Origin of the sequence: Planococcus chinensis, assembly GCF_020071995.1 — a bacterium.
In the GTDB taxonomy this organism is placed as follows: domain Bacteria; phylum Bacillota; class Bacilli; order Bacillales_A; family Planococcaceae; genus Planococcus; species Planococcus chinensis_A.
The window spans coordinates 124,236-137,466 of record NZ_JABWTK010000001.1 but is presented as its reverse complement, the minus strand read 5'-3'; the positions used below and the strand labels follow the sequence as shown (position 1 = coordinate 137,466).

The following is a 13,231-nucleotide window of genomic DNA, read 5'->3' as shown; positions in this document are numbered from 1 at the left end:
ATGCCTTTTTTGGTTTTCCGCAGCCGACAAATTGCTTTCCCATCCTTCATCTGGGAAACTAGTAAAAAAAGAGATAAAGGAGTGACGCTTGAAATTGATTTCATCAAATCCCCGGCTATGGACTAAGGATTTTATCCTTACCTCTTCCGTCAACTTCTTTCTGGTCTTGATTTTTTACCTTTTGATGGTAACTATCGCGGTTTATGCCGGCGACACTTATGGAGCTTCCACTAGCGAAGCGGGCCTCGTGACCGGCATTTTCATCATTGGCGTATTGGCCGGCCGCCTGATGATCGGACGATTTTTGGATCGCATTGGACGCAAAAGAACGATGGTAATCGGTCTCGCCCTGTTCACGCTTACCACATTCTTTTATTTTCTGGAGCTTGGGCTTCCGTTTCTGATGTTCAACCGCTTTTTGCATGGCATGATGCTCGGGTTTGCGGCAACCGCCGCCGGCACAATCGTAGCCCAGATCATCCCGGCATCACGAAAAGGCGAAGGAATCGGTTATTTCAGCCTCAGCAACACGTTGGCGACAGCCATCGGACCGTTTATCGGCCTTTACATGAACCAGCACTCGAGCTATGAAATGCTCTTTGCGCTGTGTCTTGCCTGTGGTGCAGCCAGCCTGGCCATTTCCTTTTTTGTCACCGTGCCGCCCATCGATGCTCTGCCTGCTAAAGATGAAATAAAAGGATTCAAACTGTCTCATTTTGTAGAACCGAAAGCGGTGCCGATTACGTTGGTCATCTTCATTGTCGCTTTTTGCTACGCGGGCGTTTTGTCGTTCATCAACTTCTATGCCGTCGAACGCGGGCTAGTGGAAGCTGCGAGCTTTTTCTTCATCGTTTACTCCATCGCGGTTCTTTTCTCAAGGCCCTTCACCGGCCGGCTTATGGATGCCAAAGGTGCGAATTACGTCATGTATCCGGCATTCTTCATTTTCGCGGTGGGGCTTCTGCTGCTAAGCACCGCAGAAACGACTTTACCGTTTTTGCTTTCCGGTTTCTTGATCGGCCTTGGCTTCGGCAATATGCAGTCCACAAGCCAAGCCGTCGCCATCAAACTGACGCCGCCGCACCGCATGGGATTGGCAACGTCGACTTTCTTTATTTTCATGGATGCCGGGCTTGGATTTGGCCCTTATCTTCTTGGTTTTATCATAGTCATGACCGGCTACAGCACAATGTATGCCATTTTAGGCGGGGTAGTCGCTGCAGTTTCCATTCTTTATTATTTTCTGCACGGTAAAAAAGAACACCAGGCCAACCGGCTTGCTTCGGCTTAACGTAAAAAAGGGCATCCTCAGAGGATGCCCTTTTCATATATGCTTTTATTCTTCTTCCGCTTCTGCAGCGTCCGCTTCGGCTTTTGTCTTGTGGACAGTGCCCGGCTCATGTTCAGGCGGTGCGTAGATAGAGTAGACTTTCAATGGCTCATCGCCTTTATTGGTTACGTTATGGTATTTGCCGGCTGGAATCATGATGGCGTCGTCGTCTTTTGCATCCTGTTCAAACGTCAGGTTGTCTTCGCTGTCGCCCATCTGGACAAATCCGCTGCCGCCTTCGATGCGCAGGAATTGGTCGCCTTCATGCTTTTCGAGTCCGATGTCATCGCCCGGTTCAACGCTCATGACCGTGACTTGCAAGTTTTCGCCGGTCCAAATCGTCGTCCGGAAATTATCATTTTTCGTTGTCGCTTCTTCGATATTCACCACGTACGGTTCTTTTCCGTGATCTTTAAAATCCATTCAGAATTCCTCCTTTGAATTTAATTAGACATCCCTTCTATACCTTTGAATGTAGCCGTTCAAACAAGGATTCCTTCAGATTAATTGATCAACTGCTTGACCAGTTCTTTGTTGCGCTCTTTGAAAACTTCGTTATGCGATGACACCATGGCCATACCATAGGCATCCGGCTGGATAAACTGCTTCGCTTTGTTGACAGCATTTGCCGCATCCTGGAATGTCCCGGCGATCAGGTTAAGTTTTCCTGGATGCTGCAGGATGTCACCTGCTGCGTACAAGCCCGGAACGGAAGATTCACTGTTGGCGTTGCCAGCGATATAATAGCCGTCTGCAATTTCAATATCCAGTCCGCTTTGCTCCAGCAAGGTTGCATCGCGTTCGTAGCCATGGTTGATGATGACTTCATCAATTGGCAGCAGCGAAGTGGCGCCCGTTTCCTGATTTGTCAGTTCAACGAGTTCAATGGCATCGCGGCCGTCAGAAGCGATCAATTTTGTAATTGTGGTATTCAATAGGCATTCAGCTGAACTGTTCATCAGCTGCTTCACTTGGGCTTCGTGGCCGGCCAGCTCCTGCTTCCGGTAGGTCACATAGACTTTTTCCGCAATCGGTTCCAGTTCATTGGCCCAGTCGACAGCGGAATTGCCTCCGCCCGAAATCAGGACGGTCTTGCCTTTAAAGCGGCCGAGTGATTTCACGGTGTAGTTGAGATTCGACACTTCAAAACGTTCTGCACCGTTGATTTCAAGTTTTTGAGGGTTTAAGATGCCTCCTCCTACAGCGACAATGATTGTTTTAGACAAGTGGCGTTCACCTGAAGAACCGGTCAATTCAAAAAGACCGTCTTCATTCCGGTTAATCGCTTCGATTTTCTCATTTAATACGACTTCCGGATTGAACGTCAGTCCTTGTGTAACAAGCTGATCAATGAGCTTAGCGCCTTGGATTGGCATCTGCCCGCCGACGTCCCAAATCATTTTTTCCGGATAGACATGGATTTTTCCGCCAAGCTGCGGCTGGTACTCAATCAGTTTGGTTTTCATTTCTCTTAATCCACTGTAAAAAGCTGAATATAGTCCGGCTGGCCCACCGCCGATGATGGTGACGTCGAAAATATCTGTTTCGCCCATAAATAATCCACTCCTCTTGTCAATTTTCAGTTGACACTGAAAAAATTACGACTTATAGTATTGATTGTACTGAAATTGATAATCATTATCAATGGATATATTATTAATTTGTTTTGAACGCTTAAAGGAAGTTTTTATACATAGGAAATTTGCTTCTTTTGGTTTATTTCATCCCAAAGAAGTTAAAGGAGAGGTTTTGCAGGATGGTCCGTCTTTTAACAGAGGAATTGAATGTCGGCTACGGGGAGCGGCTGATCGTCAAAGATTTGAGCGTTGAAATCCCGGATAAAAAAATCACTACCATTATCGGATCGAACGGCTGCGGCAAGTCGACTCTGCTAAAAGCGATTACCCGCATCATTTCTCAGCAGTCCGGTTCGGTTGTACTCGATGGCGGCAATATTGCGAAAGAAAGCACCAAAGCGCTCGCCAAAAAAATGGCGATTCTGCCGCAGACGCCGGAAAGCGCCAACGGTTTGACTGTCGGAGAACTCGTCTCTTATGGAAGGTTTCCTTATCAGAAAGGCTTCGGCCGCCTGTCCAAAAAAGATTACGATATGATCAACTGGGCGCTGGATGTTACCGGCACACAGTTTTTCAAGTACCACCCGGTGGATGCACTGTCCGGCGGCCAACGCCAGCGTGTCTGGATTGCCATGGCTTTGGCACAGGACACGGAAATGATTTTCCTGGATGAGCCGACCACTTACCTGGACATGGCCCATCAGCTGGAAATCCTGGAATTGCTGGAGAAGCTCAACCGCGAACAAGGGCGCACCATTATCATGGTGCTCCATGACTTGAACCAGGCCGCCCGCTTTGCCGACCACATCATTGCCATGAAAGACGGCCAGGTCGTGAAAGCCGGTACGTGCGAAGAAGTCATTACGCAGCCTGTATTGAAGAAAGTTTTCCGGATTGACGCCGAAATCGGGCTCGATCCGCGCACGCAAAAACCGATGTGCATCACTTATAACTTAATCAAAGGAGTATGACCCATGAAAAAATACTTGTTACCTTTTCTTTTATTAGCCATCCTGCTGCTTGCAGCTTGCAGCAATGAAAAATCGAACGAAGCAGAAGCTAAAAGCACAGAAGGCAAGGCTGAAACGATTACATACGAATCCGAGAACGGCCCGGTAGAAGTCCCTGCTGATCCGCAGCGCGTCATCGTCCTGTCTACTTATGCAGGGGATGTTATGGCGCTTGATGTACCGTTAGTGGGCGTAGATGCCTGGTCAAAAAACAACCCTCGTTTTGACAAAGATTTAGCAAATGTAGAAGAAGTGACAGAAGACAATTTGGAGAAAATCATCGAATTGGAACCGGATTTGATCGTCGGTCTTTCTACCATCAAAAATATCGACAAATTAAAGGAAATTGCACCAACCGTGACGTTCACTTATGGTAAAGTGGATTATCTGACACAGCACCTGGAAATCGGGAAACTGCTGAACAAAGAAAAAGAAGCTCAAGACTGGATCACTGACTTCCAAAAACGCGCTCAACAAGCCGGCGATGACATCCGTGCTGAAATCGGCGAAGACGCAACCGTATCCGTCATTGAAAACTTCGACAAGCAGCTTTACGTCTTTGGCGACAATTGGGGACGCGGAACCGAAATCCTTTACCAGGAAATGAAATTGAAGATGCCAGAAAAAGTAAAAGAAATGGCATTGAAAGATGGATACTATGCCTTGTCTCAAGAAGTGCTGCCTGAGTACATGGGCGACTATGTCATCTTCAGCAAAGACAGCGAACAGGACAATTCATTCCAGGAAACCGATTTGTATAAAAACACTCCAGCAGTGAAGAACGGCCAAGTGTTTGAAGCCAATGCCAAAGAATTTTACTTTAACGACCCCCTCACATTAGAATATCAGCTCGAATTCTTTATCGAGAAATTTTTAGGCAAACAATAAGCAAAGAGGGATTCTTTTACCAGAATCCCTCTTTTATTCTCTTACAGAAAAGATGATGATCGATGTACGGCAAAATGCCATTTTTGACGAAATTACTTATAAGCTTTGCAGTGTTTGTTTTAATATTTGTTACAGCGATTGTTTTCGGAGCCGCTGATATCTCGTTGAAAGATGTTTGGCTGGCCTTGTTTTCAAGTGCAACAAGTGACGACATCAACGTTATCCGGGAAATTCGCCTGCCTCGGGAAGCTGCCGCTGTTTTGGTTGGAGCGGCACTTGCCGTTTCGGGCGCGATGATGCAAGGGATGACACGCAATCCATTGGCCGACCCTTCCCTTCTTGGTTTAACATCCGGCGCCAACGCAGCACTCGCTGTGACGCTCGCGTTTATTCCGGGAGCCAATTACTTCTGGATCACCATCGCCTGCTTTATCGGTGCGGCAATCGGCGCCGGCATCGTTTTCGGGCTTGGCGCCTCGCAGCGGGGCGGGTTCTCGCCTTTTCGCATCGTATTGGCCGGAGCCGCCGTTTCGGCGTTTCTTTCCGCTTTGGCAGAAGGCATCGGCCTGTACTTCAAAATTTCCAAAGATGTCTCGATGTGGACAGCCGGCGGCCTAATCGGCACGTCCTGGGGCCAGCTGCAGATCGTGATTCCGTTCATCGTTCTCGGCCTTTTGATTGCGCTCTTTTTATCACGTCAGCTGACCATCCTGAGCTTGAGCGAAGAAACAGCTGTCGGGCTTGGCCAGCGGACCACTTACATTAAAGGCGTTCTGTTTGTGGCCATTACGATTCTTGCGGGTGCTGCAGTAGCACTTGCCGGAAACCTGGCCTTTATCGGCTTGATGATTCCGCATATCGTGCGGGCCATTGTCGGCACCGACTACCGCTTCATCATTCCGATGTCTGCAGTTGCCGGCGCTATTTTCATGCTGTTCGCAGACTTGCTCGGACGGATTATCAATGCGCCGTTTGAAACGCCGGTCGCAGCCATTGTGGCGTTATTCGGCTTGCCGTTCTTCTTGCTGATTGTCCGGAAAGGAGGGCGTGCATTCGCATGATCCATCCAACTTTACTGAAAAAACAACGCCTTTATTTCGGCATTCTTCTTGCTTTGATCGCAGCAACCGGAATCCTCAGCATGGGGATGGGCTATTCCCCCCTTTCATATGACCGCCTGCTTCCTGCTATTTTGGGCAACGGCACATTTAAAGAAGATTTTATCTTGTTCTCTATCCGGCTGCCTCGCATTCTCATTACTCTGCTTGCCGGAATGGCTCTTGCCTTGTCGGGAGCCATCCTTCAGGGCGTGACGCGCAATGACCTGGCAGACCCGGGGATTATCGGCATCAATTCCGGTGCCGGCGTCGCCATTGCGGTGTTTTTCCTGTTCATGCCGATTGAAGCCGGTTCTTTCGTTTATTTATTGCCGCTTGTCGCTTTTGCAGGTGCTTTGGTGACCGCGCTGTTAATATACGTTTGTTCCTACAATAAAAATGCCGGCCTTCAGCCGGTCCGGCTTGTATTGGTCGGCATCGGCTTTTCGACGGCGCTGTCCGGCGTCATGATTATCCTGATTTCCTCTGCGGAACGCGAAAAAGTCGATTTTATCGCCAATTGGCTGGCGGGCAATATTTGGGGCACGGACTGGCCGTTCATTTGGGCATTGCTGCCTTGGCTCATCATCCTGCTGCCGTTCACTTTGTACAAAGCAAACCGGCTGAACATCCTGAATCTCAGCGAACCGGTGGCTGTCGGCATCGGGGTCTCGCTGGAAAAAGAGCGCATTGTCCTGTTGCTGACAGCGGTCGCGCTTGCCGCTTCTGCGGTATCCGTGACCGGCGGCATTGCGTTTATCGGCTTGATGGCTCCGCATATCGCGAAGACGCTTGTCGGCCCGCGCAATCAGCTGTTTCTGCCGCTGGCCATTTTGATCGGCGGCTGGCTGCTGCTGCTCGCAGATACCGTCGGGCGGAATTTGCTTGAGCCAAGCGGAGTCCCGGCCGGCATCATGGCCGCTTTGATCGGTGCGCCTTATTTCATGTATTTGCTGTTAAGAAAATAACAACAGCCATTGAGAACCCGAAAGTTCTCAATGGCTGTTTTTTGTTTAATCCGGCCGTTTCATGGAAAAAATTTCGCCAAGCTTGGCATAATTGGTGCCTGCCAGGCGGCTGACCGGTTTTAAGGTTTCGGGATTGATGCGGCCGTTTTCATAAATCGATTCATCAATATGGAAACGAACCACTTTGCCGATTAAAAGCCGAGTGCCGCCGAGTTCCACTGCCTGCTCCAGCTGGCATTCAAAACGAACTTTCGCCTGTTCGACCGACGGAACTTTCACTATTTCGCTCGGAATAAGCGTCAGTCCGGTCAAATCGATTTCACTTTCTTCCGGCGAAAGCGAAGCCGCAGTTTTATTGACTTCAGCAACATTCGATTCATCCACTACATGTATGACGAATTCCCCCGCTTCAATGGCGTTCCGCGCGGTGTCTTTCAGCACGCCTGCCCTGCTTTGGACAGAAACCGATAAAAGCGGCGGATCGGATGACACAATATTGAAGTAGCTGAATGGCGCCGCATTCACAAGGCCGTCTGCGGACATGCTGGTTACAAATGCAATCGGACGCGGAATGACGCTGCCGACCAGCAATTTGTAATTTTCGCGTTCTGTCTGTTGGGTTGGATCGATTGAAATCATGGAAACTCCTCCTGAAAGTTAGTTTTTCCCTTTGGAAGTGATTTGCCGCGATAATTTAAGAATCATCGTCAGCATGACACCAATTCCGGAAATCATGTAAATGACAGTGAAGACTTTGCCGAAATCAGTGGCAGGTTCTAAATTAGCAGACCCGACCGTCGTTAAGGTCGCTGCACTGAAGTACAGCGCATCAATAATCGAAAACTTTTCAACGGTTGAGTAAAAAATCGTTCCCGACACCAGAATTGCAAGCGTGATGACCAAAAGCACCTGAAATTCCTTGTCTTTGATCAATTGAATCATCGCTTTCAGCATGCGCCGCAAAGTCAATATAAATGAAATCATAGATGTATCCTCTCTGGCTCTAATCTTGGCGTACTCTGTCTTTCATTATAAATGTTTTCAAGAAGAATATGTTTTTCAAGCAAAAAAAGAAGCGCTGCTGGGCAAGCGCACTTCTCTTTTATATGCCAATAGCCCTTACAGTGCAAGAGCCAGATCCACTTCCATCGGTGTTGGAGAAGGCTTTCCGAAATAATATCCTTGGAAAAGCTGATAGCCCTGCTGCTTCAGCCAGTCGAAATCCGCCCGTTCTTCAATTCCTTCAGCCAAAGGCACAGATCCAACTTCGAGCGCTTTCCGAAGAAACTGGAGCGCTATTTTCTGCTTGGCTGAATCACATGCAATGCCTTGTACGTATTGCATGTCCAGCTTCATATAATTCGGCTTTAAATCAGCCAGCATCTCAATGGTGCTATAGCCTTCTCCGACATCGTCAAGCGCGTACTCAAAGCCTTTTTCCTTATAATAAGCCAAAATCGTTTTCAAATGATCCAAATCTTCCACTTTTTCGGTTTCTACCACTTCAAAGACAAGCTGTTCCGGATTCACGCCCAGTTGATTGGCCAGATGGGTTGTTGAACGCAGGCAAAATTCCGGCGAATAAATCGACGTCGGGATGAAATTGATAAACGCTTTCGCTTCTTTTAAGGCCACAGCATATTTGACAGCCGTCATCCGGCAAACCCGGTCCAGGGCATACAGGCGCCCACGGCTTTTAGCTGCAGGAAAAATCTCCCCCGGATAAATCACCGAGCCGTCTTCGTTTTGAAAACGTGCCAGCATTTCATACGCATAAATTTTCCCATGGGCATCGACAATCGGCTGGTAATGGCATCGGATGAGTTCTTTTCGAATTACTTCATCAATCCATTGCATGTCCATCACCGTTTCAATGTCGGCAAATGGCTTCCACCGTTCGCGGTTGATCCGGAACAGCACTTGTTCCGTCTCCATAAAATGATGGCAGAAATCCATGAACTCTTTTGCGCCGGATTCCGGAACAACAAGCCCCTGCTCTTTCGCTTTAACGGTAATGCCACGCCGTTCCATATATTCAACGATTTGCGGCAAAGTTTCTATGTTGGTATTGCCCTTTACTTTAATCTCAAATTCCAGCTCCAAAACAGAGCAATTATTGCATTTCATGCAGATGGCCTCCCTTTTCCTGTTAACTAGAGTTTACTTGAACAGCAAAAGATAGAAAAGGAAATTAATTCTAAAAATGAGAAAGGCTTTTTATTTCCCAGGAAATAAAAAGCCTTTCTCATCTAGTCTCATCCTGTTATCTGTGTCTGTCGGAAGTTTCCACCGCTTTAACATTTGAGAACAAATTCACGATGAATACGATGGTGGCTCCTACTACAGTAAATGCTCCGACAAATGCCAATGGAAAAGCAATCCCTTCTTCTTCATTCACAAATAGGACCATTCCAAGTATTACAAGTAGTGTCCCAATGTTATGGAGCCAAAAATGAGTTTTCCCTAACTTACTGTTTCCAGCTCTAGGAAAAGCACTATAGACCAATCCAAATATACCCATCGTGGCCCAACCAAGCAAATTTACATGGGCATGGATAGGAGTGTATTCAAAATTTTCTATAATACCCATATAAATCCCTAAGCTGATGCCGATCAACAAATAGACAGCCGCTATCTTAATGAAAGCCGTGCCCATCTTACTCCAGACTCCTTCCAAATTCACTAAAACTTCTACGAAATCTAAGCTTCTTCCTGAAGCCCTGCCGCAGTTCAGTATTAGCTGGTTGAATAAGAAAAAGTCTAACCTCCTTTCAGCGAATTCACCTTAAACTTTTCAGAACAGTGACTTCTTTTTTAAATTACTGCCTAATAGTCGGACAAGATGCTTTTCTTTTATGTATGTATATTTATCTGAAAATTCAATTATCTATTTCATTTTAATTATACTCTGTTTGTATTGACTGTCCAATAGCATCTTTCAAAATAAAGGATTTCTTTTGCTGATAGAGAATTTATACATTATTGTCCATTGTTTCTTTAGAGCTAATAAAAAGGAGCTGTTCGTATGGGGAAAATTGTCGTATCGATGTATGTGACGCTGGACGGAATCATGGAGATGCCTTCCTGGACCGCCCCTTATTGGAACGATGAAATTGCTAAATTTGAATTGGACTTGCTGTCTGCGAGTGATGCCCTGCTGCTCGGACGCATCACCTACGAAGAATTTGCCGCACGATGGCCGGAACGGGACAACGAAGAAGGGTTTGCCGACCAGATCAATTCCATGCCGAAATACGTCACCACCACGACGTTAACAAAAGCCGAATGGAATGCGACCTTCATAAAAGAAAATGCCGGAAAAGAAATCGCCGAGCTGAAGAAAGCCAATCAGAAGTTATTGGTCTATGGAAGCGGCACTTTGGTTGAGAAACTGCTGGAACATGATTTAGTCGATGAATTGCATTTACTGACGTTTCCCTTGGTGCTGGGCGAAGGGAAATGCCTTTTCCAGCAAGGAATGGATTCGAAAAAATTCATGCTGATCAACAATTGGGTGACAGAAACCGGAGTGGTCATTTCAAGCTATGCACCGGAAAAATAAAAAAGGCTCCCTTATGGGGAGTCTTTTCTATTGCTGGAAATCAAGTTTTCGCGAATTTATTCTTAGCGTAAATATAAGTAACAGCCAAAGCCGCTACCAAGACGCCGCCTTTGATGATGTCAAACGCGTAATAAGGAAGGTTGAGGATGGTCAGCCCATTCAGCAGGATGCCAATGACGGCTGCCCCGAAAAAGGTGCCCAGTGCGTTCGGTTTGCCGGCGCCGAGCACCGAATAGCCGACGAAAACGGCCGCTACCGCTTCCATCAATAACGGAGCCCCGGCATCAATCTGGCCGGAGCCGACGCGTGCAGTAAACAGGATCCCAGCCATGGAAGCAAATACACCCGACACGACATAAGCTGTAAATTTCACCTTTTTGACGTTCACACCGGACAATGTCGCCGCTTCGGCGTTGCCGCCGGTCATGTAGAGGATCCGGCCCCAACGTGTGTGGTTCAGCACGACGTAAGAAGCGAGCACCAAAACCAGCATGATCCAGACTGGAACCGGCAAGCCGAGCATCTGTCCTTGGCCGATCCACAGGAACGCATCCGATAATTGGCCCGGTGCAGTGCCACCGGATGTCAGCGGCATATTGTTGTAGATGGAGTAGCCTTCCGTATACGTCCGGTGCAGACCGGCTACGATGTACATCATGCTCAAAGTCGCAAGCAAATCCGGAATGCCGACCACGACAATCAGGAAACTGTTGACTACTCCGACCAAGACACCGACAAGAAGCGGCAACAGCAGCACCAGCCACAACGGCATTTCATACCAAACCATCAAAGAAGCCGTCACTACCGTCGACAATGACATCGTTGAGCCGACCGACAAATCAAAACCGTCCACGACAAGCGTAAACGTCACTCCCAGCGCCAACAGCGTCACAATGGAAATCGAACGAAGGATATCCGTAAAGTTGCCGTATGTGAAAAAGGCATCGCTGATGGTGCTGAAATATAAAATGATAAAGGCCAGCAAGGCAATCGCCCCGTATTTAAACAGAAACTGAATGGCTCTCTCTTTTGCTGAGCTGCCGGTCTTCGGCAGGCTCTTCTTTTCCACCGCTTGCATATAACAAAATCCTTTCCTGGGTCGCTTCTTGCCGTGAAAACTCCTTCACGATCTGACCGTTGTACATAACCAATATCCTGTCCGATATTCCGACGGCTTCATGGATTTCACTGGAGAAATAAAGGCAGCCTTTGCCGCTTTCCGCCAGGCTCCGAATGAGCTTGAAAATATCCACTTTGGCGCCGATGTCGACGCCTTTTGTCGGCTCGTCAAAGAGATAGACGGCCGAATCGAGTGAAATCCATTTGCCGATTGCCACTTTCTGCTGGTTGCCGCCGCTTAAATGAACCAGCGGTGTATCGGTGCTGTCTGTTTTGATTTGCAGCCGGCGAATGATTTCCTCTGCAAAGCCCTTTTCCGACTTTTTATTCATGAACAGTCCGGGTGAGAATTTCTTCAAATTCGGAAACGATGCATTTGCCTGAAGGGATTCGTGGACAAACAGCCCTTCTTTCCGCCGCTCTTCCGGCACCAGTGCGATTCCCGCTTTGATGGCATCTCCTGGGTGCTTGAATTCCAACCGATTTCCTGACAGCTCGACCGTACCCGATGTTAACGGCGTTTCGCCGAACAAGGCTTTTGCCAATTCCGTCTTTCCTGCTCCGACTAGTCCAACGACGCCGACAATTTCACTAGACGCTACTGTAAGTGACACATCGTTGACTTTTTGCCCGTCGGATATGTTTTCCACAGTCAGCAACGGATCGCCGATCTCATGACGCCGGTGAACGAGTTCCTCGCTGAGCGTTTTACCGAGCATCGCTTCCACAATTTCTCCTTGTCCTGCCTGCTCCGTATCAAAAGTATGGACCCATTTCCCTTCTGCCATCACCGTGATGCGGTCGCTGATTTCAAATACTTCCGGCAGCCGGTGGGAAATAAAAATACAGCCGACTCCCTGGCTTTTCAGTTTACGGATGACTGCAAACAGCTTGTCCGCTTCGCGCAGCGACAAGGGAGCGGTCGGCTCATCAAAAATGATAATTTTTGCAGAATGGACGAGAGCCCGGGCAATGAGCACCAACTGCTTCTCGGCCAAGGTCAGATGGGCCGCTTTTTGTTTGACGTTGATGTCTTCAGACTGCAATTCGGCTAGTGCCGCTTGTGCCTGTGCATACAGCTTTGTTCTGGAAACAAACAAACCGCCTTTTGTAAAGGTGTCGAGGAGGATGTTTTCAGCTACCGATAATTCGGGGACAATCGCCGTATCCACTTCCTGGTATACACAGTAGATGCCCTGCTGTTTTGCCGCTTTTGGCGATGGCAGCTGGATGTTTTTGCCGTCCAATTCAATTTCTCCCGCGTCCTGTTCATAAACGCCTGACAGGATTTTGATCAATGTGCTTTTTCCGGCACCGTTGACGCCCAGGAGCGCATGCACTTCCCCTTGCTCAAGGCCGAACTCGGCATGCTCCAGCGCAGTCACTTTGCCAAAGGATTTCCGGATGCCTGTCATCTTCAGCAATGAATTTCCCACCGGCTTTGCCCCTTTCTTGGAAAGGAGCCGCCCCGTTGTACAGGACAGCTCCGCTTGGTTTTCTATTTAGCACCTGCGCCTTTCCATACAGCTATCGTAGTTGACCAGGTGCCTCCGCTTTTCTTTGTTGTCCAGACTCCGGCGATCAAACCTTCGGGTCATAAGCCATCCCAGCTATGTGGCAAAGTACGCCACTTCGCCGGTCTGTCTTATGCCTGTCAGGTTTTGCCCGATCGCCTCCGCT

Annotated in this window: 14 protein-coding genes; 6 read left to right on the top strand and 8 right to left on the bottom strand. The window is 48.1% G+C overall.

Annotated elements, in window-relative coordinates:
- Positions 1 to 94: 94 nt before the first annotated feature.
- Positions 95 to 1,291 (top strand): MFS transporter, encoded by a 1,197-nt coding sequence (locus tag HU147_RS00665; protein ID WP_224074854.1) that lies wholly within the window; start codon positions 95 to 97, stop codon positions 1,289 to 1,291.
- A gap of 45 nt (positions 1,292 to 1,336) precedes the next feature.
- On the opposite strand, the gene HU147_RS00660 is transcribed toward HU147_RS00665, so the two are convergent.
- Positions 1,337 to 1,753: a cupin domain-containing protein gene (locus tag HU147_RS00660; protein ID WP_224074400.1), complete on the bottom strand. Its 417-nt coding sequence runs from the start codon at positions 1,751 to 1,753 to the stop codon at positions 1,337 to 1,339.
- Positions 1,754 to 1,833: 80 nt separating this feature from the next.
- Positions 1,834 to 2,883: an NAD(P)/FAD-dependent oxidoreductase gene (locus tag HU147_RS00655; protein WP_224074399.1), complete on the bottom strand. Its 1,050-nt coding sequence runs from the start codon at positions 2,881 to 2,883 to the stop codon at positions 1,834 to 1,836.
- Positions 2,884 to 3,086: 203 nt separating this feature from the next.
- Here HU147_RS00655 and HU147_RS00650 point away from each other — a divergent pair, with 203 nt between their 5' ends.
- The 4 genes from HU147_RS00650 (at position 3,087) to HU147_RS00635 (ending at position 6,870) form a co-directional block, all read left to right on the top strand.
- Positions 3,087 to 3,878: an ABC transporter ATP-binding protein gene (locus HU147_RS00650; RefSeq protein WP_036811144.1), complete on the top strand. Its 792-nt coding sequence runs from the start codon at positions 3,087 to 3,089 to the stop codon at positions 3,876 to 3,878.
- Between the two features lie 3 nt (positions 3,879 to 3,881).
- Positions 3,882 to 4,805 carry an iron-hydroxamate ABC transporter substrate-binding protein gene (locus tag HU147_RS00645; RefSeq protein ID WP_220629639.1) on the top strand — a complete coding sequence of 308 codons (924 nt, stop codon included), beginning with the start codon at positions 3,882 to 3,884 and terminating at the stop codon, positions 4,803 to 4,805.
- 62 nt (positions 4,806 to 4,867) lie between these two features.
- Positions 4,868 to 5,866: a FecCD family ABC transporter permease gene (locus HU147_RS00640; protein WP_224074398.1), complete on the top strand. Its 999-nt coding sequence runs from the start codon at positions 4,868 to 4,870 to the stop codon at positions 5,864 to 5,866.
- Positions 5,863 to 6,870 (top strand): FecCD family ABC transporter permease, encoded by a 1,008-nt coding sequence (locus tag HU147_RS00635; protein ID WP_224074397.1) that lies wholly within the window; start codon positions 5,863 to 5,865, stop codon positions 6,868 to 6,870. Before HU147_RS00640 ends, HU147_RS00635 begins: the two co-directional genes overlap by 4 nt.
- A gap of 45 nt (positions 6,871 to 6,915) precedes the next feature.
- Here the strand turns inward: HU147_RS00635 and HU147_RS00630 are convergent, their stop codons facing one another.
- From HU147_RS00630 to HU147_RS00615, 4 genes are all read right to left on the bottom strand, one after another.
- The gene (locus HU147_RS00630) at positions 6,916 to 7,509 is read right to left on the bottom strand and encodes a flavin reductase family protein (RefSeq protein ID WP_224074396.1); all 594 of its coding nucleotides are present in this window, start codon (positions 7,507 to 7,509) and stop codon (positions 6,916 to 6,918) included.
- Between the two features lie 18 nt (positions 7,510 to 7,527).
- A complete protein-coding gene (locus tag HU147_RS00625; protein WP_224074395.1) occupies positions 7,528 to 7,854 on the bottom strand; it encodes a potassium channel family protein in 327 nt (108 codons plus the stop codon).
- A 135-nt stretch (positions 7,855 to 7,989) separates the two neighbouring features.
- Positions 7,990 to 8,997, bottom strand: a complete 1,008-nt coding sequence (locus tag HU147_RS00620) for an EAL domain-containing protein (protein WP_224074394.1) — start codon at positions 8,995 to 8,997, stop codon at positions 7,990 to 7,992.
- 136 nt (positions 8,998 to 9,133) lie between these two features.
- Positions 9,134 to 9,526, bottom strand: coding sequence for a cbb3-type cytochrome c oxidase subunit I (locus HU147_RS00615; RefSeq protein ID WP_224074393.1), 393 nt, complete (start codon positions 9,524 to 9,526; stop codon positions 9,134 to 9,136).
- 369 nt (positions 9,527 to 9,895) lie between these two features.
- Between HU147_RS00615 and HU147_RS00610 the strand changes: the two genes are divergently transcribed.
- Positions 9,896 to 10,432 (top strand): dihydrofolate reductase family protein, encoded by a 537-nt coding sequence (locus HU147_RS00610; RefSeq protein ID WP_224074392.1) that lies wholly within the window; start codon positions 9,896 to 9,898, stop codon positions 10,430 to 10,432.
- Between the two features lie 40 nt (positions 10,433 to 10,472).
- On the opposite strand, the gene HU147_RS00605 is transcribed toward HU147_RS00610, so the two are convergent.
- Together HU147_RS00605 and HU147_RS00600 are read right to left on the bottom strand one after the other, a co-directional pair.
- The gene (locus tag HU147_RS00605) at positions 10,473 to 11,510 is read right to left on the bottom strand and encodes an ABC transporter permease (protein WP_224074391.1); all 1,038 of its coding nucleotides are present in this window, start codon (positions 11,508 to 11,510) and stop codon (positions 10,473 to 10,475) included.
- Positions 11,434 to 12,966 (bottom strand): sugar ABC transporter ATP-binding protein, encoded by a 1,533-nt coding sequence (locus HU147_RS00600; RefSeq protein WP_263427628.1) that lies wholly within the window; start codon positions 12,964 to 12,966, stop codon positions 11,434 to 11,436. Before HU147_RS00600 ends, HU147_RS00605 begins: the two co-directional genes overlap by 77 nt.
- Positions 12,967 to 13,231: the final 265 nt, after the last annotated feature.

What these genes read in the sequence shown, in the direction of transcription:
- HU147_RS00645 (WP_220629639.1), top strand. Translation starts at nt 3,882, where the DNA reads ATGAAAAAATACTTGTTACCTTTTCTTTTATTAGCCATCCTGCTGCTT.
- HU147_RS00660 (WP_224074400.1), bottom strand. Translation starts at nt 1,753, where the DNA reads ATGGATTTTAAAGATCACGGAAAAGAACCGTACGTGGTGAATATCGAA.
- HU147_RS00625 (WP_224074395.1), bottom strand. Translation starts at nt 7,854, where the DNA reads ATGATTTCATTTATATTGACTTTGCGGCGCATGCTGAAAGCGATGATT.
- HU147_RS00615 (WP_224074393.1), bottom strand. Translation starts at nt 9,526, where the DNA reads ATGGGCACGGCTTTCATTAAGATAGCGGCTGTCTATTTGTTGATCGGC.
- HU147_RS00650 (WP_036811144.1), top strand. Translation starts at nt 3,087, where the DNA reads ATGGTCCGTCTTTTAACAGAGGAATTGAATGTCGGCTACGGGGAGCGG.
- HU147_RS00610 (WP_224074392.1), top strand. Translation starts at nt 9,896, where the DNA reads ATGGGGAAAATTGTCGTATCGATGTATGTGACGCTGGACGGAATCATG.
- HU147_RS00655 (WP_224074399.1), bottom strand. Translation starts at nt 2,883, where the DNA reads ATGGGCGAAACAGATATTTTCGACGTCACCATCATCGGCGGTGGGCCA.
- HU147_RS00620 (WP_224074394.1), bottom strand. Translation starts at nt 8,997, where the DNA reads ATGAAATGCAATAATTGCTCTGTTTTGGAGCTGGAATTTGAGATTAAA.
- HU147_RS00605 (WP_224074391.1), bottom strand. Translation starts at nt 11,510, where the DNA reads ATGCAAGCGGTGGAAAAGAAGAGCCTGCCGAAGACCGGCAGCTCAGCA.
- HU147_RS00600 (WP_263427628.1), bottom strand. Translation starts at nt 12,966, where the DNA reads ATGACAGGCATCCGGAAATCCTTTGGCAAAGTGACTGCGCTGGAGCAT.
- HU147_RS00635 (WP_224074397.1), top strand. Translation starts at nt 5,863, where the DNA reads ATGATCCATCCAACTTTACTGAAAAAACAACGCCTTTATTTCGGCATT.
- HU147_RS00630 (WP_224074396.1), bottom strand. Translation starts at nt 7,509, where the DNA reads ATGATTTCAATCGATCCAACCCAACAGACAGAACGCGAAAATTACAAA.
- HU147_RS00640 (WP_224074398.1), top strand. Translation starts at nt 4,868, where the DNA reads ATGTACGGCAAAATGCCATTTTTGACGAAATTACTTATAAGCTTTGCA.